Annotated in this window: 21 protein-coding genes; 10 read left to right on the forward strand and 11 right to left on the reverse strand. The window is 37.3% G+C overall.

The window, feature by feature from the left end; translation table 11 throughout:
* Positions 1-14: 14 nt before the first annotated feature.
* The 3 genes from AC012T_RS24080 to AC012T_RS24090 all read left to right on the forward strand — a co-directional run bounded on the left by AC012T_RS24080 (position 15) and on the right by AC012T_RS24090 (position 5,720).
* Complete coding sequence (locus tag AC012T_RS24080) at positions 15-2,555, forward strand: glycosyltransferase (RefSeq protein ID WP_487061454.1); 2,541 nt, start codon at positions 15-17, stop codon at positions 2,553-2,555.
* Positions 2,556-3,177: 622 nt separating this feature from the next.
* Complete coding sequence (locus tag AC012T_RS24085; protein WP_487061456.1) at positions 3,178-4,485, forward strand: glycosyltransferase family 4 protein; 1,308 nt, start codon at positions 3,178-3,180, stop codon at positions 4,483-4,485.
* Between the two features lie 140 nt (positions 4,486-4,625).
* Positions 4,626-5,720, forward strand: coding sequence for a glycosyltransferase family 4 protein (locus AC012T_RS24090; RefSeq protein ID WP_487061458.1), 1,095 nt, complete (start codon positions 4,626-4,628; stop codon positions 5,718-5,720).
* A gap of 43 nt (positions 5,721-5,763) precedes the next feature.
* On the opposite strand, the gene pyk is transcribed toward AC012T_RS24090, so the two are convergent.
* Positions 5,764-7,533, reverse strand: coding sequence for a pyruvate kinase (pyk, locus tag AC012T_RS24095; protein WP_487061460.1), 1,770 nt, complete (start codon positions 7,531-7,533; stop codon positions 5,764-5,766).
* A gap of 359 nt (positions 7,534-7,892) precedes the next feature.
* Here pyk and crtR point away from each other — a divergent pair, with 359 nt between their 5' ends.
* The gene (gene crtR / locus AC012T_RS24100) at positions 7,893-8,783 is read left to right on the forward strand and encodes a beta-carotene hydroxylase (RefSeq protein ID WP_487061462.1); all 891 of its coding nucleotides are present in this window, start codon (positions 7,893-7,895) and stop codon (positions 8,781-8,783) included.
* 13 nt (positions 8,784-8,796) lie between these two features.
* Here crtR and AC012T_RS24105 read toward each other — a convergent pair whose 3' ends face one another.
* From AC012T_RS24105 to AC012T_RS24130, 6 genes are all read right to left on the reverse strand, one after another.
* Positions 8,797-9,135 carry a DUF5615 family PIN-like protein gene (locus AC012T_RS24105; protein WP_487061464.1) on the reverse strand — a complete coding sequence of 113 codons (339 nt, stop codon included), beginning with the start codon at positions 9,133-9,135 and terminating at the stop codon, positions 8,797-8,799.
* Positions 9,132-9,356 (reverse strand): DUF433 domain-containing protein, encoded by a 225-nt coding sequence (locus AC012T_RS24110; RefSeq protein WP_487061466.1) that lies wholly within the window; start codon positions 9,354-9,356, stop codon positions 9,132-9,134. The genes AC012T_RS24105 and AC012T_RS24110 overlap by 4 nt, the downstream gene beginning before the upstream one ends.
* The gene (locus AC012T_RS24115) at positions 9,340-9,576 is read right to left on the reverse strand and encodes a hypothetical protein (protein WP_487061468.1); all 237 of its coding nucleotides are present in this window, start codon (positions 9,574-9,576) and stop codon (positions 9,340-9,342) included. The genes AC012T_RS24110 and AC012T_RS24115 overlap by 17 nt, the downstream gene beginning before the upstream one ends.
* A gap of 196 nt (positions 9,577-9,772) precedes the next feature.
* Positions 9,773-9,991, reverse strand: coding sequence for a type II toxin-antitoxin system HicB family antitoxin (locus AC012T_RS24120; RefSeq protein ID WP_487066738.1), 219 nt, complete (start codon positions 9,989-9,991; stop codon positions 9,773-9,775).
* 461 nt (positions 9,992-10,452) lie between these two features.
* Entirely contained in the window at positions 10,453-10,713 is a 261-nt protein-coding gene (locus AC012T_RS24125; RefSeq protein ID WP_487061470.1) for a hypothetical protein, read from the reverse strand.
* A gap of 342 nt (positions 10,714-11,055) precedes the next feature.
* Positions 11,056-11,469 carry a DUF6088 family protein gene (locus AC012T_RS24130; protein ID WP_487061472.1) on the reverse strand — a complete coding sequence of 138 codons (414 nt, stop codon included), beginning with the start codon at positions 11,467-11,469 and terminating at the stop codon, positions 11,056-11,058.
* Positions 11,470-11,646: 177 nt separating this feature from the next.
* Here AC012T_RS24130 and AC012T_RS24135 point away from each other — a divergent pair, with 177 nt between their 5' ends.
* The gene (locus tag AC012T_RS24135; RefSeq protein WP_487061474.1) at positions 11,647-12,243 is read left to right on the forward strand and encodes a type IV toxin-antitoxin system AbiEi family antitoxin domain-containing protein; all 597 of its coding nucleotides are present in this window, start codon (positions 11,647-11,649) and stop codon (positions 12,241-12,243) included.
* The gene (locus AC012T_RS24140) at positions 12,240-13,169 is read left to right on the forward strand and encodes a nucleotidyl transferase AbiEii/AbiGii toxin family protein (protein ID WP_487061476.1); all 930 of its coding nucleotides are present in this window, start codon (positions 12,240-12,242) and stop codon (positions 13,167-13,169) included. Before AC012T_RS24135 ends, AC012T_RS24140 begins: the two co-directional genes overlap by 4 nt.
* A 9-nt stretch (positions 13,170-13,178) precedes the next feature.
* Here the strand turns inward: AC012T_RS24140 and AC012T_RS24145 are convergent, their stop codons facing one another.
* The 4 genes from AC012T_RS24145 to AC012T_RS24160 form a co-directional block, all read right to left on the reverse strand.
* Entirely contained in the window at positions 13,179-13,466 is a 288-nt protein-coding gene (locus AC012T_RS24145; protein ID WP_487061478.1) for a hypothetical protein, read from the reverse strand.
* A gap of 39 nt (positions 13,467-13,505) precedes the next feature.
* The gene (gene aroH, locus AC012T_RS24150; protein ID WP_487061480.1) at positions 13,506-13,919 is read right to left on the reverse strand and encodes a chorismate mutase; all 414 of its coding nucleotides are present in this window, start codon (positions 13,917-13,919) and stop codon (positions 13,506-13,508) included.
* 89 nt (positions 13,920-14,008) lie between these two features.
* Complete coding sequence (gene sppA / locus AC012T_RS24155; protein WP_487061482.1) at positions 14,009-14,830, reverse strand: signal peptide peptidase SppA; 822 nt, start codon at positions 14,828-14,830, stop codon at positions 14,009-14,011.
* 427 nt (positions 14,831-15,257) lie between these two features.
* The gene (locus tag AC012T_RS24160; protein WP_487066740.1) at positions 15,258-15,554 is read right to left on the reverse strand and encodes a hypothetical protein; all 297 of its coding nucleotides are present in this window, start codon (positions 15,552-15,554) and stop codon (positions 15,258-15,260) included.
* A 389-nt stretch (positions 15,555-15,943) separates the two neighbouring features.
* Between AC012T_RS24160 and AC012T_RS24165 the strand changes: the two genes are divergently transcribed.
* The 4 genes from AC012T_RS24165 (at position 15,944) to plsY (ending at position 19,544) form a co-directional block, all read left to right on the forward strand.
* Positions 15,944-16,741 (forward strand): MlaE family lipid ABC transporter permease subunit, encoded by a 798-nt coding sequence (locus AC012T_RS24165; RefSeq protein ID WP_487061484.1) that lies wholly within the window; start codon positions 15,944-15,946, stop codon positions 16,739-16,741.
* 114 nt (positions 16,742-16,855) lie between these two features.
* Positions 16,856-17,272 carry a DUF3119 family protein gene (locus tag AC012T_RS24170; protein ID WP_487066742.1) on the forward strand — a complete coding sequence of 139 codons (417 nt, stop codon included), beginning with the start codon at positions 16,856-16,858 and terminating at the stop codon, positions 17,270-17,272.
* A 200-nt stretch (positions 17,273-17,472) separates the two neighbouring features.
* Positions 17,473-18,759, forward strand: a complete 1,287-nt coding sequence (locus AC012T_RS24175) for a DUF3086 domain-containing protein (protein WP_487061486.1) — start codon at positions 17,473-17,475, stop codon at positions 18,757-18,759.
* A gap of 104 nt (positions 18,760-18,863) precedes the next feature.
* Positions 18,864-19,544 (forward strand): glycerol-3-phosphate 1-O-acyltransferase PlsY, encoded by a 681-nt coding sequence (plsY, locus tag AC012T_RS24180; RefSeq protein ID WP_487061488.1) that lies wholly within the window; start codon positions 18,864-18,866, stop codon positions 19,542-19,544.
* The last annotated feature ends 136 nt before the right edge of the window (positions 19,545-19,680 follow it).

Here is a 19,680-nt window from a genome sequence, read left to right on the forward strand (position 1 = left end):
GAATTGATACAGTAATGAAAGTTGCAATTGATATTCAAGCCTTACAAACAAATAATTCTAGAAATAGAGGGATTGGGCGTTATACACAATCAGTCATAGAAGCTCTATTCAATCAGAAAGATGCTCCTAACTTTGAGCTATATGCCAATGCTACGCTACCAGAACCGTTTTTGAATAAGAGTTTATTTTCATATAAACCTATACATTACCCATATATTGGTAGTTGTGCAACTAATGATCTATTGCTAAAAACAACCTTAATATCAGCTGATGCTGACATGATATTTGTCCCCAGTCCTATGGAGGGTTTAGATTCTACAATACCTGATTATACTGATTTTACCAAAAAGATTTTTGTGATTTGCTATGATTTAATTCCACTTATATTTTCTGATAGATATCTAAGCGACGAAAATATTCAATCTCTTTATATGAGGAAATTAAAAAATGTACAGAATGCTGATTTTATATTTGCAATTTCTGAATCTACTCGCCAAGATTTAATTAAATATCTCAACATACCTCCTAACAAAATTTTAAATGTTTCTGGTGGGGTTTCTCCGTTCTTTACCCCAATCCAAATTAATGAGCATTACTCTTGGCTGAAAACTTTTGCTGATAAATTTGGCATTCACAAGAAATTTATTCTCTATACAGGTGGTGAGGACTGGCGTAAGAATATTGAAGGATTAATTCATGCTTTCGCTAAATTACCTGAAAATTTTCAAGAAAATTACCAATTAGTGATTGCTTGTAAAGTATCTGATTTCTTTTCTCAAGAAATTAGCACTTTAGGAATAAAATTAGGAGTAGGTAAATCCCTGGTCTTAACAAATTATATTACAGATGAAGAACTAAGAGCTTTGTATTCAACTTGCTCTTTATTTGTCTTTCCTTCTTTTTATGAAGGTTTTGGTTTACCATTGCTGGAAGCTATTTCTTGTGGCGCACCAGCTATTGCAAGTAATAACTCATCTTTGCCAGAGATTTTAGGCTCTCCGGAGCTACTGTTTGATCCACATTCATCTCATGATATTGCTAGGATTATGCAAACAGTTCTCTCTAATGAAGAATTTAGAATAAAAAATACAGAAAACGCTTTTCAACAAGCGGCAAAATTTTCTTGGAAATCAGTGGCAGAAAAAATGATTGGTGTTTTTCATGAACATCAGCCATTAAATAAGATAACTATTGCATTCAGTAGAGTTAAGACACCTAGTAACAAGCCTCAAATAGCTTTTTTCAGTCCTTTTCCGCCCGCTAAATCTGGTATTTCAGATTACAGTCAAGACCTTCTACCATCATTGCAACAATATTTTAGTCTTGATTTGTATGATGATAGTTATTTACTAGAGGCTGATATAGCGAATAATTTATTCCCTCATACAAAATTTGAAGAGAGGTTAGATTCGCAAAACTACGAAGGGATTATTTATCAGATAGGTAATAGTAGTTACCATTGTCATATGTACTCAAAATTAATGCGGTATCCCGGTATAGCTGTGTTACATGACTATTACTTGGGAGGACTCATTAATTATATGGAGATTCATACTCCAGAAATTGGAATAACCTTACACAAGGAACTAGAACACAGTTATGGAAAAGATAGAGCTATAGAAATATCAAACTTAATTCAACAGGGAAAATTGAATATACAGGAAAAACTACCTGAAGAAAAAATTTATTTAAATAGGAGAATTTTTACCAGGTCTTTAGGCGTAGTTTTACATAGCAAATGGGCTTATAAATGTGCAGTCAGAGACTTTAGTAATGATAATAATCATATTGTTCACATACCACATTTAGTTCCCAAAGTTACTTTTAAAGAGAAATCACTGCTAGAAGAACGTCAATCACTACGAATTCCCAGCGATAGTGTCATAATTGCTGCATTTGGATTTATTAGTTTAACTAAACGTCCTCTGCAAATTATGCGTGCTTTTAAAAAGTATTTAGTCGAGCAACCCAATGCCTATCTAATTTTTGTAGGTGGTACAGATTACCTTGGCTCAATTGATATAGAATACGAAATTAATAAACTAGGTTTAAAGAATCAAGTAAAAATTACTGGATATGTAAATATGGCAGACTTTTACAGGTATATAGAAATATCAGATATTTGCCTTAATTTAAGATATCCATTTAACGGTGAAAGTTCAGGTTCACTTCTACGCATATTATCTGTTGGTAAGCCCACAATCGTTACAGATATAGGTTCATTCTCTGATTTTCCTGATGATGTGGTATTCAAAATTCCTCAGCCTCATCAAAGTAATGAAATTGATGAAATACTTAAAGCTTTAATTTTCTTGACTGAAAAACTGGAATATAGACATTTATTAAGCAAAAATTCATCCGAGTATATTTATAGAGAACATTCTCCAGAAAGATGCGCTCGGTTATATTCTGAGTTTATTCAGCAAGTTTTATGTTCACCCCAATCCAAGCAAAAACTTCTTACTGATTACGTTGGCAGGGAATTAGCTAAGATTGAAGCCAATGCTTCTGAAACTATGCTGACTAATTTTGCTAAAATTATTGGTAATCAATAAATTAGTAAATATCTATAAAGCAGGCTAAAAATTAAAAACTCAATACATATCTGGATCGGGTAATAAATTTTTTAGTGGATAAAATTATTGAGTAACCGAAAAAATATGACAACACCAAAAGCTCTCATTACAGCAGTAGCTGAACAAGATATTTCTCAATCTTGGGGAAATTTTTCTGGGTAAAGGCTATAGATTTCTGACTTTAGTTCGTCGCTCAAGTTCCAGTAACCTTGATTATATTTATCATTTTCATCGTGATATAAAAATGCTTTTTGCCGATTTTTTAGACTAATGCTTCAAATAGTTGAAAATCAAGATTAAAATGCTCTTAAAGTGGAAATATATATAGCAATTCCCAAGCTCGTGAAATACACCCCACCCGTGCTGTCGCGCACCCTCTCCTTGGTAAGGGGTAATTTTGTATCTAATACTAAATCCGGTTCTCATACCCCCCTAAAAAAATACCGTAATTTAAACCGTGATGATAATGTTCCGTCTTTATTATAAGTGGGTTTTGGCAATCGGATTTGGTATAACTAGAGTGGGAAAGGCTATATTCCTTGAACGAATTTACAGTTTCTATAGTCATAAACCTAAAAAAATGCTTAACTTAGGATAATCAATGAGAATATTTATAGATTGTACTCATACGGCCAAGCACAATTATAAAAACACAGGAATACATCGAGTAGTACGTGAACTAACAACTGAGTTAGCCAATATTAGTCAGAATTATCAGGATATAGAAGTAATTGATGTTATGTTCGATGGCAAATTTATAACAAGAGTTACGAATCTGCATCACCAAAACTACATTCACCACCATAAAAATAGCTTATTCAACTGGATGAAAAATAAAAAATTCCAGATTTTTTTGAATAAGGTAAACAATAAAATTCTAAATTATTTTTCAGGCATATTGTTTTGGGCTTACTGGTTTGATTTAAATTCAAACAATAAATTTAGCCTTCTTGAATTTGAGGGTCATAAAATATTGCCTGGAGATATTTACGTTATAGCTGATGCAAACTGGGATTTACCTAAAACATATTATAAATTTTTACAAATTTTGAAAAAGCATGATGTTATCGTTGCTTTAATATGTTATGATCTTATACCAATGAAATTTCCAGAGTTTTGTTCTCAAAAATCGGCTAAAGATTTCAATAATTTTTATAAAAATTACTCAAATCTATTTGATCAAGTTTTATGTATATCTAAAAATAGTGCTGATGACTATAAAAATGCGTGGTCTGAGGGAATAGTTTCTAATAATAACCCTAACTTGATTGTGCAAAGTTTTCGTTTAGGGTGTGACTACTCAAGCAAGATATCGAGAAGCCATCTGAATGATAAAAATTGTAATGATAATATCAAAAGATTATTAACAAAAAAATATATTTTGGTAGTTGGTAGTTTAGTGCCTCATAAAAATCTTAAATCCGTTATAGAAGCTTTTGATTTGTTAGTAGATTCTACGCATGAACAAATATATTTACTGTTTGCCGGTAACAAAGGATGGGATTTAAAAACTGATCATTTAATTGAATCTCATAGAATGCACAACAATATCATACATATCCTAGGCTCAGTAACTGACTTTGAGCTAAATCTTCTCTACCAAAACTGTTACTGTTTAGTACAAGCGTCTTTTTATGAAGGCTTTGGATTACCAGTTGTGGAAGCACTACAACATGGTAAACCTGTAATCTCAAGTAATGGTGGTTCTCTGCCAGAAATAGGTGGAGATTTTTGTATATACTTCAATCCTAATGAACCAATAGAACTTTATCAAGCTTTAGAAAAATTGGTGCATTCAAAGACTTTCTACAATGAGTTAGTAACTCGTATTAGAAATGAGTATATTCCATTTTCATGGGAAGAATCAGCTAAACAATTGCTTTCCCTACTGTCTATACAGAAAAATTGATAAAAAATGTGTATTATACTAAATCCGGTTGCCATACCCCCCGAAAAATCAAGATATAAAAAATCTGAAAGCTAAGATGCAAGGGGTTTTGATTCAAATTGATAAAAGTTATTTTTCAGAACCGGATTTGGTATTACTAAATGAATACAATAAACAATTCACTCTCTAATCAATTAATCATAAATTTATCCATTCTTTTTTCTCAACCAACAGGCATCAGCAACTATGCGCTAAATTTATTTCCTTATTTAAAATCTCTTCAACCTACTCTATTAACAGCCGAAAAATATCCTGAATTCAACTGCTATCCAGTAGCAAATAATCTTACGCCTGCTGACGGTATTCAAGGACATTTACGCCGTCTAATGTGGACACAATTTCAACTACCAAAAATCTATAAAAACCTTAAGTCTCAACTTTTATTCTCTCCAATACCAGAAGCACCCCTCTACAGCAACTGTCGTTTTATAATCATGTCTCACGACATGATACCATTGCGCTTTCCCAAACCCTTCTCACCGTTAACACCGTACCATCGTTACTACACTCCCCAAGTTTTCCAGCAAGCACAACACATAATTTGTAATTCCCAAGCAACAGCTAAAGACATTACCGACTTTTACCAAATTTCCCCCAACAAAATAACACCTATTCCCCTAGCACACGATCGCACTCACTTCCGTTATCTTAATCTACCCACCAGTAATTATTTCCTATATATCGGTCGTCAAGACCCTTACAAAAACTTGCAGAGACTCATCACTTCCTTTGCTGCACTACCTAACAAGGGGGACTATGAACTATGGTTAGCAGGACCCACCGATAAACGTTACACCCCATTATTACAAGGGCAAGTTGAAGAACTGGGTATAACTAGTCGCGTCAAATTCCTCAACTACGTACCTTATGGTGAACTACCAAAAATTATAAATCAAGCGATCGCACTCGTTTTTCCCAGTTTGTGGGAAGGCTTTGGTTTTCCTGTCCTGGAAGCAATGGCCTGTGGTACCCCCGTCATTACCTCCAATGTTTCCTCACTTCCTGAAGTAGCTGGAGATGCTGCTATTCTCATTAATCCCCATCACGCAGGGGAAATCACAGCAGCAATGCAAGCAATAATCAACGATTCAGAAATGAGAAAACAACTTTCTCAAAAAGGTATCACCAGAGCAAATCAATTTAGTTGGGAAAAAACAGGACAAGCAACAGTAGAAGTATTATCCCGTTATTTATAATTTTGGGGTAAAGGATGAAAAAAGACTTCATCCTTCATTCTCTTTAAGGTGTTCCTACAGCCCCAGAGTAAACTAAACCTCGTTGCATATCTAAAGTCAAAATAGCCCCATCTTTAATGACTTTTGTTGCTTCCTTCACACCCACAATTACTGGTACACCGAGACGTAAACCAATCACAGCTGCATGACTTGAGAGACTTTCTTCTTCAGTAATAATTCCCCCAGCTTTGCGAATCGCTTCCACAAAATCTACACCAGTGCGGGATGCGACCAAAATATCTCCAGGGTTAAAATTACTTGCATCCATAGCAGTATGAACTACCCTAGCGCGTCCACTGACTGAACCTTGACCTAGACCAATCCCCTGACCCAGTACAGCAGTCACCACTTCCACTTTAATTAAGTCTGTTGAACCAGAAACTCCCTGAAGTGTACCAGCAGTCATTACCACTAAATCACCCTCACTCAAAAGATTTTTCTCCTGAGCAACATTTATAGCGGCTTGGAATGTCTGACCAGTGGAAGGTAGTTCTAGCACCAACAGCGGTCTTACTCCCCAGACCATCTGCAACTGTCGCGCTACATTTACATGAGGTGTGATGGCTAAAATTGGCGTTTTGGGACGAAATTTAGAAACGTTGCGGGCTGTAGCACCGGTTTGTGTCAAAGTCATAATTGCTGCTGCGCCCAAATTCTCAGCAATTTGACCAACTGCTTGACTGATAGCATTGGGAATAGAACGCCGATTATCTCTTGACTGACGGGAGTTAGCGTTGAGGGTTTCTTCCTGTTCAATGCGTTCTGCTATTCTGGCCATTGTCGCTACAGCTTCCACTGGGAAACTACCAACAGCGGTTTCATTGGAAAGCATTACTGCATCTGTACCGTCTAAAATCGCGTTGGCCACATCGGAGACTTCCGCACGGGTAGGACGAGGGTTGCTGACCATGCTATCTAGCATTTGGGTAGCGGTAATGATGGGAATACCCAAGCGGTTGGCTGTAGCAATCAAGCGTTTTTGTAGCACAGGTACATCTTCCGCTGGCAATTCTACACCTAAGTCACCTCTAGCAACCATTACACCATCACACAAAGACAGAACCGCTTCCATTTGTTCAATGGCTTCGTGCTTTTCGATTTTGGCAACTACAGGAACATTTTTGCCGGTGCTGGAAATTAACTCTTTGATTTCGATGATGTCCTGGGGGTTACGGACAAAGGAAAGTGCTACCCAGTCTACACCTTGATCTAGACCAAACATTAGATCCTCGCGGTCTTTGTCGGTCATGGCTTTAATTGATAAGTAAACTCCCGGAAAGTTTACACCTTTGTTGTTAGAAAGTTTACCAGGAACGGTAACGCGACAATGCAAATCGCCTTTGTCTTGGTTAATGTCTTCCACGACCATTTCCACTCGTCCATCATCGAGGAGGATTTTGGCACCAACGGGGACTTCATCAGCTAAATAATCGTAGGTAACGCAACTGATTTCTTGAGTTCCTACAACTGGACGATTTGTTAAAGTGAAGCGATCGCCCTTCGCCAAAATTATAGAACCATTTTCAAACTTACCCAAGCGAATTTTTGGCCCTTGCAAATCTTGGAGAATTGCTACCGGTCTATTGAGTTCAAAAGCAGTTTGCCGAATTAGGCGAATACTACGCTGATGGTCAGCATGAGTTCCGTGGGAAAAGTTTAGCCGCAGTGTTGTTGCACCCGCTTCAATAATTGCCTTCAGCATTTCTGGACTGCTGGTAGCAGGCCCAATAGTAGCAACAATTTTGGTTCGGCGCAGAGAATCTCTTAATTGCATAGGGACTGATTTCAAAATAATCTATCTGGGAAGTAATCGTATAGTAAGGGGCATCTCCTTTTCAGTCACTGCTATATCAATGATGTCAGCAGTTAGAGAAGAAATCAGCGAGACAGATTAGATATAGTACACCAATCTTATCTGCATCCTCCTGAAGGGAGATTTTTGCCATTAAACCATTAGCACTGGTCAAACTTTACCCGTAGCAAATATATAGGTCTAGTCTGGAATCATAGCGCCATTCATCTGCTAATCAGCAATGACAGCAGATAAATCTTGTCATATAAAACTTTATATAACTTTACTCTTTACTAAGATTTATCGTATATTCGTAATATTTAATGAAGAAGGAGTTAGTAATGCTCACGTCGGAGGCACAAAAGCCACTGACAATCCCAACCAAGGAACTTTTAGCACCTCCTGGCGATTTTAATCCCACACTACTGCTGTTTTGTGTGGTGGTGACAATGTTGGTGTTATCTAACTTTGGTTATTGGGTTTGGGAATGGCCACATTGGCTATGCTTTAGCATTAACACTCTGTCCTTGCATTGTTCGGGGACGGTTATTCATGATGCTTGTCACCAGTCAGCCCATCGCAACCGGGTGATTAATGCCATGTTAGGACATGGTAGCGCCTTAATTTTAGCTTTTGCATTTCCAGTGTTTACAAGGGTACATTTGCAGCATCATGGTAATGTCAATCACCCTAAAGATGACCCAGATCATTATGTCTCTACAGGCGGGCCATTGTGGTTGATTGCAGTCAGATTTTTATACCATGAGGTATTTTTCTTTCAACGGCAATTGTGGCGGAAATATGAGTTACTGGAATGGTTTATTAGCCGTTTAATTATCATTACTATTGTTTATATTTCTGTCCAATATCATTTTTTGGGCTATATTCTCAATTTTTGGTTTATTCCAGCGTTTTTGGTGGGGATAGCATTGGGGTTATTTTTTGATTATTTACCCCATCGTCCCTTTGTAGAAAGAAGTCGCTGGAAAAATGCCCGCGTCTATCCTGGTAAGGTTCTCAATATCCTGATTTTGGGGCAGAATTATCACCTCATTCATCATCTATGGCCTTCGATTCCTTGGTATAATTACCAACCAGCTTATTATATGATGAAGCCGTTGCTAGATGAAAAGGGTAGTCCGCAAACTTCAGGGTTATTGCAGAAGAAGGACTTTTTTGAGTTCTTGTATGATGTTTTTCTAGGAATTCGCTTTAATCAGCATCACGAATAAAACGTAAGCGGTATTAATTACCGCTGATTTCTACTAAAGTCTCACCTGCTTTTAAAAGTTCTAGTGCCTGCGGCAGTGTTTTATTTAGGATTGCTTGCAAATGAACATTTGATGTATTACCACAAGTTAACCAAATAATTTGCGGTGGTGAACCAAGACGCTGAACTAAATCAACAAAGTCGCTATCTTTAGTCATTAAGATAACTCCTCTCGCTTTTGCTGCTTCAAAAATCTCAGGATCTTCAGCATCCCTCAATCCAACATCGCGTAAGGCTAATGCTGTGATACTGAATGTCTTGGTAATCCAGACAGCAATAGCAGGTGATAGATGTGCATCTACCCAGATTATCATGCTACCAGAACCGGATGATTGAGTTTACGTGAAGCGTACATAAGTGCTGCTTTGAGATCATCCATTTCCAAATCGGGCATTTCTTCGAGAATCTGTTCAGCAGTTAGTCCAGCTACAAACAAATCCAGCACGTCTGATACACGAATTCGCATACCCCTGATACAGGGACGACCACCACATTGCTTTGGGTTGATTGTAATTCTTTCAAGTAAATCTGGCATAGGGGTTTACCAATATGATGGTTAATGTATCAAAACCTAAATTTCCTGAATAATTTAGAAAGAGAGAATTAATAATATTGAAACCAAGTACTTGAATTGGTTGACCCTTTTCAATAAAATGTGGGTTATCCATCATTGAAAGTTGCCCAACAACTTCAGTATGAAAGCCTTTATTTGACCCTTTTAATTTAAAAGGCAAAGGAAGGTAAACATCTGTCATATAATGCCCTCACTAAACTTTATTACCAAGTGCGATCGCCCGATTTTGTATTTCAGACAAACGCTGTGACTATAATATACAAACTATGGGCTTAGTAACATACAGTAATTATACGCAACAGAATGATTTAATCAACCCAAAAACCAGGTCAGAAAACCCAACCAGCGTTATTGGGTTATTTTACTTCAATTCTTGCCTATGCTGCTTGACGAACTGTTGGTTCTGGAAGCGGATCACCCGCAGCTTCGTAAGCAATAATGAGAGAGTCTAAGGCTTCAATTCCATTTGCTACTGCTAACTCGTAAGTATCCCCATGAGTACGCCATTTTTGTCCTGGAAAATCAGGGAATCCTACTAAGAAGCAATTATCTTCCTCAGACCATTGGATAATCATTTGGTACTTGAGTTGATTAATCTTGTTGTTTACCCCCCTATTATTGTTCTTACTAATCTTGAGATTTTGCTGTGATGGTTCTGGTATTGTAATGTCGGGTAGTGGTGCTGGTAGTTTTTGAAGAAGTTCATCCTTGGTGCTTTTGATACCATTTGCACCTCTAAACTTTGGAAAGCTAAAATCATCACCTAAATTTTTGTTTTTCTTTTTATTCATAAATTGTTTACACCAAGTAGTATATGTATACTAGCTTGTCTCCCCTTATTAGGGTAGTACATAGAATTACATCTTTTTTGTAGTTTGAAGATATTGAAAAATTAAGTAATTTGTGTTTGGTTCTAAAAAATAATTAGGAATTTAGTACCAAACTATTGTTTGTACATTTGACAACAAACCAAAGCTTGCAATTATTATCTATTTACATGAGGTTGTAATTTAACTAAATGATTTATCTGTAAGACTTACCTTATTTTTTAATTTCCTTAAAAATCTAATTCCTGTTCTTCAGAAGATGTTATTTCTTGAAAAATTTCTGTATTAACATCAAAATCCATATTTATTTCAGAATTGCCATAATTAACATGAATTAGCAAAAGATATTGAGGTAATCGTACTTCTCTTAAATTACGCAATAGCAAAAACTCTTCATCCTTATAACCTTTTATAATTGTGATTAAACTTTGATCAAACTCTAAATCTAGCCCTCTAAAGTACCTGAATAGTATTTGATAGGCTAAAGGCACGGAGAACTTATATAGACTTGTCGTATCTATCGGAATTTTTTTATCATTGTCATGATGATTAGGATCTATTTGTCTAACAATTGATTCTACTATATCAACAGGAACAACTACAGCATGAAGTTTTCTATATTCAAAAAATATTTTTCTAGTAATGTAATCTTCGTGCCAATCGGATGGATAACTATCTAATATTTGTTATCTAAAAATATTTTCTAATTCACTATATACTGTCATGAGAGGCATATTTAACATATTCATATTACCTTAAATTTACAGTTATTTTTATGTCAATAATCAAGATCAAGACCGAGATCAGCGGCAATAAGTTCTACAGTCTTTAGATTAAGTTGCGTATTCAAAGGTTACATATTTTCCTGCATAGCCAATTTTGCGTGTCACACGCCCTTTTACGCCAACTACACGCCCTGTTGGAATTTGGGTTGTCCGTCCCTCATTGTAAGCCTGGTCATAACTTGAGGGAACTACTTCCACATTGAGTTTTTTTAACGCTTCAATTGCTAGATCGCGCAAACCCTTACGAGGTATGATGCGATTTGATAAGGGTGAAATAGCTGCTTTAGCATAAAGACCATAGCCGATTTTGATAATTTTACCTTTAGCCTCTAACATACGGAGACTACGGCCAACTTGGTTATAATCGGCGATATCTTCAAAGTCCTTACGTACAAATACTTCACGTTTACTGTTGGCTATACGGCAAGCAATCCTGTCTTGCACAGTTTTACGCTTTTTCATCGTGTCCTTGAGTTAGAAAACTTTGCAAAAATAGGACATTTATATTCTACAAGAATACAACACTTGCTCACAGATTGAACAAGTTTTTGTGATAAAATGTAGGTAGAGATTAACAACTATCGACACTTTGCCACAAAACTAAAAAAGTTACATCACAGGTAAATAAACTATGTAATTATGTCGAAAACAGATAAAATACTGAGTTACGCTGCTCAAACAGGTGTAATTAGAGCAAAAGATATCGCAGCTAAAGGTATTCACAGAGAATATTTGAAACGCCTGGAAAACCAAGGACTACTTGTACGTTCTGCTCGTGGTATTTACACTTTGGCAGATGCAGAAATTACAGCAAATCACACTCTAGTAGAAGTAGCTAAAAGAGTTCCTAATGGAGTAGTTTGTCTTCTATCTGCACTCAGTTTTTATCAGCTAACTACACAAGCACCTTTTGAAGTTTGGCTGGCAATTCCTCAAAAATCTCGTCCTCCTAAAGATAATCTTCTACCACTAAGAATCATTTATATGTCTGGTAAATCTCTAGAAGAGGGAATTGAAGAACATATCATAGAAGGCGTACCAGTTAGTATATATTCTTTGCCAAAAACAGTTGCTGATTGTTTTAAATTTCGCAACAAAATTGGTCTTGATATTGCTTTGGACGCATTGCGCGAATGTTTGCAAAAAAGAAAATGCTCAATGGACGAAATATGGCATTATGCCAAAATTTGCCGAGTAAATAATGTAATGCGTCCTTATCTAGAATCGCTCACATGACATCGAAAAAGCCTGTTAATATCGCAGCATCTATCCAAGCTAAATTATTGACTCTAGCTAAAAAAAGAGGTGAAGATTATAATTATTTATTGACGCGCTACTTTGGAGAAAGGCTACTATACAGGCTCAGTCAATCTTCATATCAAAAACAGTATATTTTGAAAGGTGCTACTCTCTTCAAGGTGTGGAATGGTGAACCTCACAGAGCAACAAAAGATTTAGATTTACTCTGTTTTGGCAACAATGAAATTGAATATTTAGTAAATGTTTATAAAGAAATTTGTGCAATTCACTGTGAAGAAGATGGAATTATATTTTTACCAGAGTCAGTTACAGGAGAATTAATCAAAGAAGATCAAGAGTATGAAGGAGTCAGAATTAAATTAAAAGGGAAATTAGTTAAAATTGAAATTACTATTCAAGTAGATATAGGATTTGGTGATGCTGTTACGCCAGATGCTAAAGAAGTAGAAATAGAAACTATTTTAGATTCGCCAAAAGCACGTTTAAGAATATATCCTCGTGAAACAGTAGTTGCTGAAAAGTTTCAAGCAATGGTTTCTCTGGGGATAAGAAATAGTCGGATAAAAGATTTTTATGATATTTGGTTTCTTTGTCAGAATTTTGAATTTCAAGGAGACTTACTTAGTCAAGCATTGATCAACACTTTTCAGAGACGGAAAACAAAAATACCAGTCAAAGAACCTTTAGCTTTAACTGAAGAGTTTGCTAATGATTTAGATAAGCAAAAACAGTGGCAAGCGTTTAAAAATAAATTAAAAATAGTAGATACACCGAATTCATTTAGTGAATTAATTAACGAAATTAAAGATTTTATTATGCCACCTTGCCTAACTGCTGCTGAGAATAAAACCTTTAACAAATTATGGAATACATCGGGAAAGTGGGAAGATGCAAATAATTGATTGATTTTATCAAATATCTGTCCCTAAACTCTGGGCGTAAATCACCTCAATATTGCTCCCAAATTCCAATTTATCTAAGGATTCTGTGAAAAACACAAAACCCTTATACGCAGTCACATATTTATATATCTTCGTAAAATAACCTTCACTGGTGACAATGACAAGCGGCTCTTCACCCTTCGAGAGAATATTCAAAAAATCCTCTAACTTCACACAAACACCAGTTCCTCGATGAGTGAAAATACTCCCACCAATAGCAGCAGGTTGAGCAGCCGCGTCACCACTGTAATAGCTCATTTGGCGCTAATTTTACATAATATTATTGACCTGCTGATTTTAAGCTTTTGTTTTAATTATTGGCTGTGAGGTTTGTAACGTTTGCGATAAACCCCAGTCTGGGCGCAATTTAGCTGCTTGACGTAAATAAATGTGGTGAATTGAGGAGGAAGTTGGTAAATAGGCGTGAATTAAAAACCGAATGCAACGCGGTAAACTGCCTTCAACGTGCATTTGCTGGACATCTAACATAGCCACACTATCCCATAAAGGACGACTGCGAGCGATCGCGGCTGGAAAAATAGCATCTAAATCTCGCGTAACAGAAAAAGTAACACTAATCATTTCTGTTGGTTGGAGTTCGTTCCGTTGTTCCAGTTCATCTAGTAGTTCTGTCACCGCTTCTCGGATTGCTTCCACGCTATTATCTGCAACGGTTGTTGCGCCACGAATCGCTCGCATTTGCCATTCCACTTCCAAAATCCTCCTATATTTTAGTCATTGGTCATTAGTCATTAGTCATTAGCGCAAAGACTATCAACTAGTGACTATTGACAATTAATTTACGGTCTATACAACCACAAGGGTAAACCACTTGTAGACATTTCAAATTCGAGCCAATCAATTCCAGCCGCAATTCCTGATTTCTTCAGACGACTCCCAGGTAGAACTCGACTCAACAATGGTTTACGTTCTTCTAGCGTATAGCAAGGAGTTTTTTCTGGATCAAGTCCGACTAATTCGGCTGTCCAGCGACGTGCATCTTCTTCTGTTCCTAAACGGTCTACAACACCCAATTCTAAGGCTTGCTCTCCGGTGAAGATGCGGCCATCAGCGAACGTTTTTACAGTTTCTACCGCTAAAGAACGTCCTTCGGCTACGGTTTGCACAAATTGCTGATAACTGACATCTATCAATTGTTGCAGAATAGTTTCTTCTGGTTCTGTCAATTCCCGATCAAAAGACAAAATATCTTTGTAGGGGCCAGACTTAATCACCTTAAAGGAAACACCAACTTTTTCTAGGAGGCGTTCTAGGTTATTTCCCCGCAGAATCACGCCTATACTGCCTGTAATTGTGCCTGGGTTAGCCACAATGTGTTCGGCTCCCATACCAATGTAAACGCCGCCAGAAGCCGAAATATTGCCAAAGCTGGCGACAATTTTAGTTTTTTTCTGCAACCGCCTCAGAGCGCTGTAGATTTCTTGGGAGTCTCCTACTGTACCGCCAGGACTATCTATGCGTAACAGTAAAGCTGGAAACTTCTTTTCTTCTACGGTTTTCAGAGCTTCTAATACCCGTTTGCGGGTAGCACTGGCGATCGCACCAGTAATTTCAATCCGAGCAATTTGTTTACGAAATCTGGGCTTAAAAGGCCAAACCATGAGTTATCAATCACCTATTAATGAAACTAATATAAGATGCCCAGCGGTCAGACGACCTCTTTAACTCTGTTAAGAAAGGTGAGCAGCGATAGAACTATTTAAAATCTTAAGGAAATTTTTAGATTTCGTGTGTAGTTTTATTTGCTATATTTCTTCATAAAGGGATATGTATTTAAATACCTATTTCTTCAACTTAGTTTTGGTCGTGATTGAACGAAGTCACAACTTAAAGCCGTAAACAAAAATAATTGCATTATTCATAGCAAAGCTTTGTCTTTAGTAAATTGTGACTAATGACAGCTTTAATTTTGGTATAAATACTTAATTCTATCAAAAGAACTTCAGTTACGAACGATTAGTTAATATGCCTTTGCAAGAATTAATAAGACTGTAAGTTATCAAAGACCGCAGAAAAAGTGCTTAACATTTAAGAATCAATGCGAAGAATTTGACAACGGTAATAAGCATAGATGTCAAACAGTCCACCCACAAAACCGCAAGTCAGACTGATTACAAATAGACCATTAAGGGGACTGCCAGTACCAAAGGTGGCGAGAAAATGCAAAATCTGAGAGGGGATATTCTCAGTTATGCCTTGTAAACCAGGAATGTAACCAGAAAGGCATAAAAAGACCAGTGTACCGCCGACGAAGAAGATAGGAGCGATAAAACTGAAAAGGGTGGTGAGTACTAGAGATCGGAGAAAGTTGGCAAATATGCTCATGATCAGGCAAGCTCCGGGATTAATGTAGACGATGGCTGAACAACTGCACGTCATCTTCTACAATAAGTGCGATCGCTCCTGAACATTCAATATGTCAAAAATCTTAAGTTTTCATTAAAAGAGAACCAAATCAGTTTCATAAAATGCTGTCCCTAATTAAAGAGTTTTTAAACTCCAAAACCCTTGATTTATCGAACTTTTATCTTCCAAAATCGAATCTAAATGTATTGCATCACGCTTAATAATAGCTTAATTTTATGAGAAAGTATTTAAAGTAAGTTAACGTTTGACCTGAAAATCCTGAAAATAAAGAGAGACAAAAAAATTCATGAACAATGAGCTATGACTTTCGCTATTCTTAAAGCAGTTACCGAGTTAGCTAAAGAACATTGAGCCAGACTATATCCAAATTCAGTTTAGGAGCATGGAGTCAGCGATTGCTGGCAGCGATTTTTTTGGGTGGACAAATCATCATTCACCTCCTCAAGGGCAAAATCCATCGACGCAATACCCTAGAGCAATTAGCCGCAGTTGGGCCAGATTCCCTATTTATCGCCTTAATCACAGCCATTTTCGTGGGTGCAGTATTTACCATTCAAGTAGCGCGGGAATTTATCAACTTTGGCGCAGGAAACCTAGTTGGTGGAGTTTTGGCAGTAGCCTTGACAAGGGAACTCACACCAGTGCTAACAGCAGTGATTTTGGCGGGACGGGTTGGTTCTGCCTTTGCAGCGGAAATTGGGACAATGCGAGTTACAGAGCAAATTGATGCCCTGTTAATGTTAAAAACAGACCCCATTGATTACCTCGTTATTCCCCGACTCCTAGCTTGTTTATTAATGCTGCCCATCTTAACCCTGTTATCTTTAATCACCGGGATGTTTGGGGGATTGATCATTGCCACCAACATTTACAATCTCTCAGATACAGTATTTTTAGACTCAGCCCGTAACTTTCTGGGTATCTGGGATATTTGTAGTGCAATGATTAAAGCCGGTTGCTTTGGCGTTTTAATAGCCATTATTGGTTGCAGTTGGGGTTTAACCACAACAGGAGGAGCTAAAGGTGTGGGACAATCAACCACAACAGCTGTTGTTACCGCCTTGCTGATTATCTTTATTAGCAACTTCTTTCTTTCTTGGTTAATGTTTCAAGGGCCTGGCAGTGGATTATCGCAAGGTATTTAAAGGAGACAGATGAATTTTAGATTTTAGATTTTAGATTTTGGATTGAACAATCTAAAACTTAAAAAACTCACTGCCTCTGTTTCGCTAACGACTAATGACTAAAATAAAAGATTAATATCTACTGACAAAACAGGAGAAAAAATTGTGACCAGTTCATTAGCGCCTAATTCTACCTCGACCGTGGAACTCAAGCCAAGTTACAATATCCCTGTCATCTTGGTGCTTGCAGCCATTCCCCTCCTACTAGTACAACCTTGGGTAGGAGGAGTGTTTACAGTAATGGGTTTATTTCTGATGTTGCAGGCTGTAACACTGCGTTGTCAATTTACAGCCACCGACTTTGATATTTACCGAGGGGAAAAGTTAATTCGGCGTTTTCCTTATCAAGAATGGCAAAACTGGCGAATTTTCTGGAATAGAGTTCCCATCTTGTTTTACTTTAAAGAAATTAATAGCATTCACTTTCTGCCGATTTTATTTGACCCCAACGCCCTAAAATCTTGTTTAGAACAGCGTTGTCCACGTATTTAGCGCTCAGTAGTTAGGATTGAATGCTTTAAAATTGTATAGCAGTTGCTAAATAGTCAGAACATACACTGTTCATAAAATATGACTTATACCAAGCTACGCTACAGACACAAAGAAACTTTCAAACCTTTTGCCTGTTCCCCGTTCCCTGTTATATATTTCTCAAAGCTATTTATTCGCATCATAGGAATTTACTATTGTTTATGAACCCAGAGGAATCTCAAACCCCAAAACCAATTGATGAATGGTGGGAAGAAACGCCAGAACAAAATCCTACAGGTGAAAACCTAGAAATCATATCTTCTGAGTCAGTACAGGAAACAGAAGCGCCAACTTCAGCAGATGAAGCACAAACAGATGATGTATCTTTTACATCATCCATTGCTAGTACAGAACCCGAAGATTTCACAGTAGAACCTACAGCAGAATCTAAAAGCGAGTTAGTACCACAATTAGCAGTAGAAACTGGGGTGCTGGAGTCAGAACCAGAGCTTAATTCACTATATGCACAAATAGGGCAACGAGTAGCCGATTTACAAGCAACAGAAGCTGCACTAAAAGCAGAAATATCGGCATTGCAAACTACTTACAAAACCCTTCAAGGACAAGTAAGTGACACCCAAACGGCACTCTCGAAAATGGTGCAAGAGTCCTTGGTGCTGTTAGAACAACGCAAACAAGCATTGCAAATTTCTGTAGAACAACTAGAACGACGACAGGAACGTATTCGTAATGAGATGCGAACTACCTTTGCGGGAACATCTCAAGATTTGGCAATTCGGGTACAGGGTTTTAAAGACTATCTCACAGGTAGTTTACAAGATTTAGCATTAGCAGCAGAGCAATTACAACTGGTTCCGGCTGTGAGGGAACGCGAAAAACCAGCGGTGAAAGAGTCTAAACCTGTTGAACAACAGCCACCTACATTGCAACTTGCCCAACAACAGTTTCAAGATACAACTAAACAAATTCGCCGTTTAATCGACCAATACCGCAACCAACCCGATTATTATGGCGCTGTGTGGCAGTTGCGACGCACCTTTGAACCAATTCATGCAGAACGAGTTTCTAATTGGTTTTTTACCTTGGGGGGACGGGGTGCTTTACGGACAATGGGTAGCCGTTTGCAGAATATCTTGATTGCGTCGGCAGCGATTTCCATATTATACAAGTTACATGGCGATCGCGTGCGTACTCTAATTTTAGCCAATACACCGGAACGTTTAGGTGAATGGCGACGCGGTTTACAAGACTGTTTGGGAATTGGCCGTCCTGATTTTGGCCCTGATAAAGGTGTAGTTTTGTTTGAAGCACCTACAGCTTTAGCCCAAAAAGCAGACCGATTGGTTAAAGCCAATCAATTACCTTTAATTATCATTGATGATTCAGAGGAGCAAATTAGCTTAGGATTGTTACAATTCCCTTTGTGGTTAGCTTTTGCACCTGACCCCAAAACCATGAGAGATCGTGATTTTGATGATGAATTTTAATTTGGTGATTGCTCATTGGTGATTGCTCATTGGTCTAGATGTTTTAATCTAGACTAGTGACTAAATAATTACGAATTATTGATAATTTTACTTTTTGAATTATTATGTCTATTTGGTTAACTTTGTGTGGGGCTGTTGTTTTATTAGCTTACCTGTTGGGTTCTTTCCCTACTGGCTACATTGCCGGGAAGCTGTTAAAAGGTATTGATATTCGGGAAGTTGGATCTGGTTCAACTGGTGCAACAAATGTACTGAGAACTTTAGGGAAAGTTCCAGGGGCTTTTGTGTTATTAATTGATTGCTTGAAGGGAGTTTTAGCAATAAATATAGTTTATTTGTTATTCAATCTTGCTCCCAGTCAAAATTTAATTCCATCAACATTAAATGTAGAAATATGGCAACCTTGGTTAGGAACTTTAGCAGGACTAGCTGCCATTTTAGGTCATAGTAAATCAGTTTTTTTAGGTTTTACTGGTGGTAAATCTGTAGCTACTGGTGTAGGGATTTTGTTAGCCTTAAGTTGGCAGGTGGGATTATCCACGATAGGAGTTTTTGCTGTTGTTGTAGCGATATCCAGAATTGTGTCTTTGAGTTCTATTGCTGGTGCTGTTGCTGTTTCTATTCTGATGGTAATTTTCCATCAACCTTTACCCTATATTTTACTTGGTATCGCTGGGGGTTTATATGTAATTGTCCGTCACCGCAGTAATATTGAAAGATTGCTGGCAGGTACTGAACCAAAAATTGGACAGAAGGTTGAGACAGAAACGGAACAGACAGCATAATTGTTGGGAAGGGAAAATTGTCAGTTCTTCAGTACTTAAATATGTGAAATCTGTCCAAAAAAATATCAGAAAGCCGACTATGTATAAAAGAATGATAAGTTAACTTTGTGTAGGTAATACAGCAGAATTCAGGAGT

This window comes from Anabaena sp. EIM26, assembly GCF_057568715.1.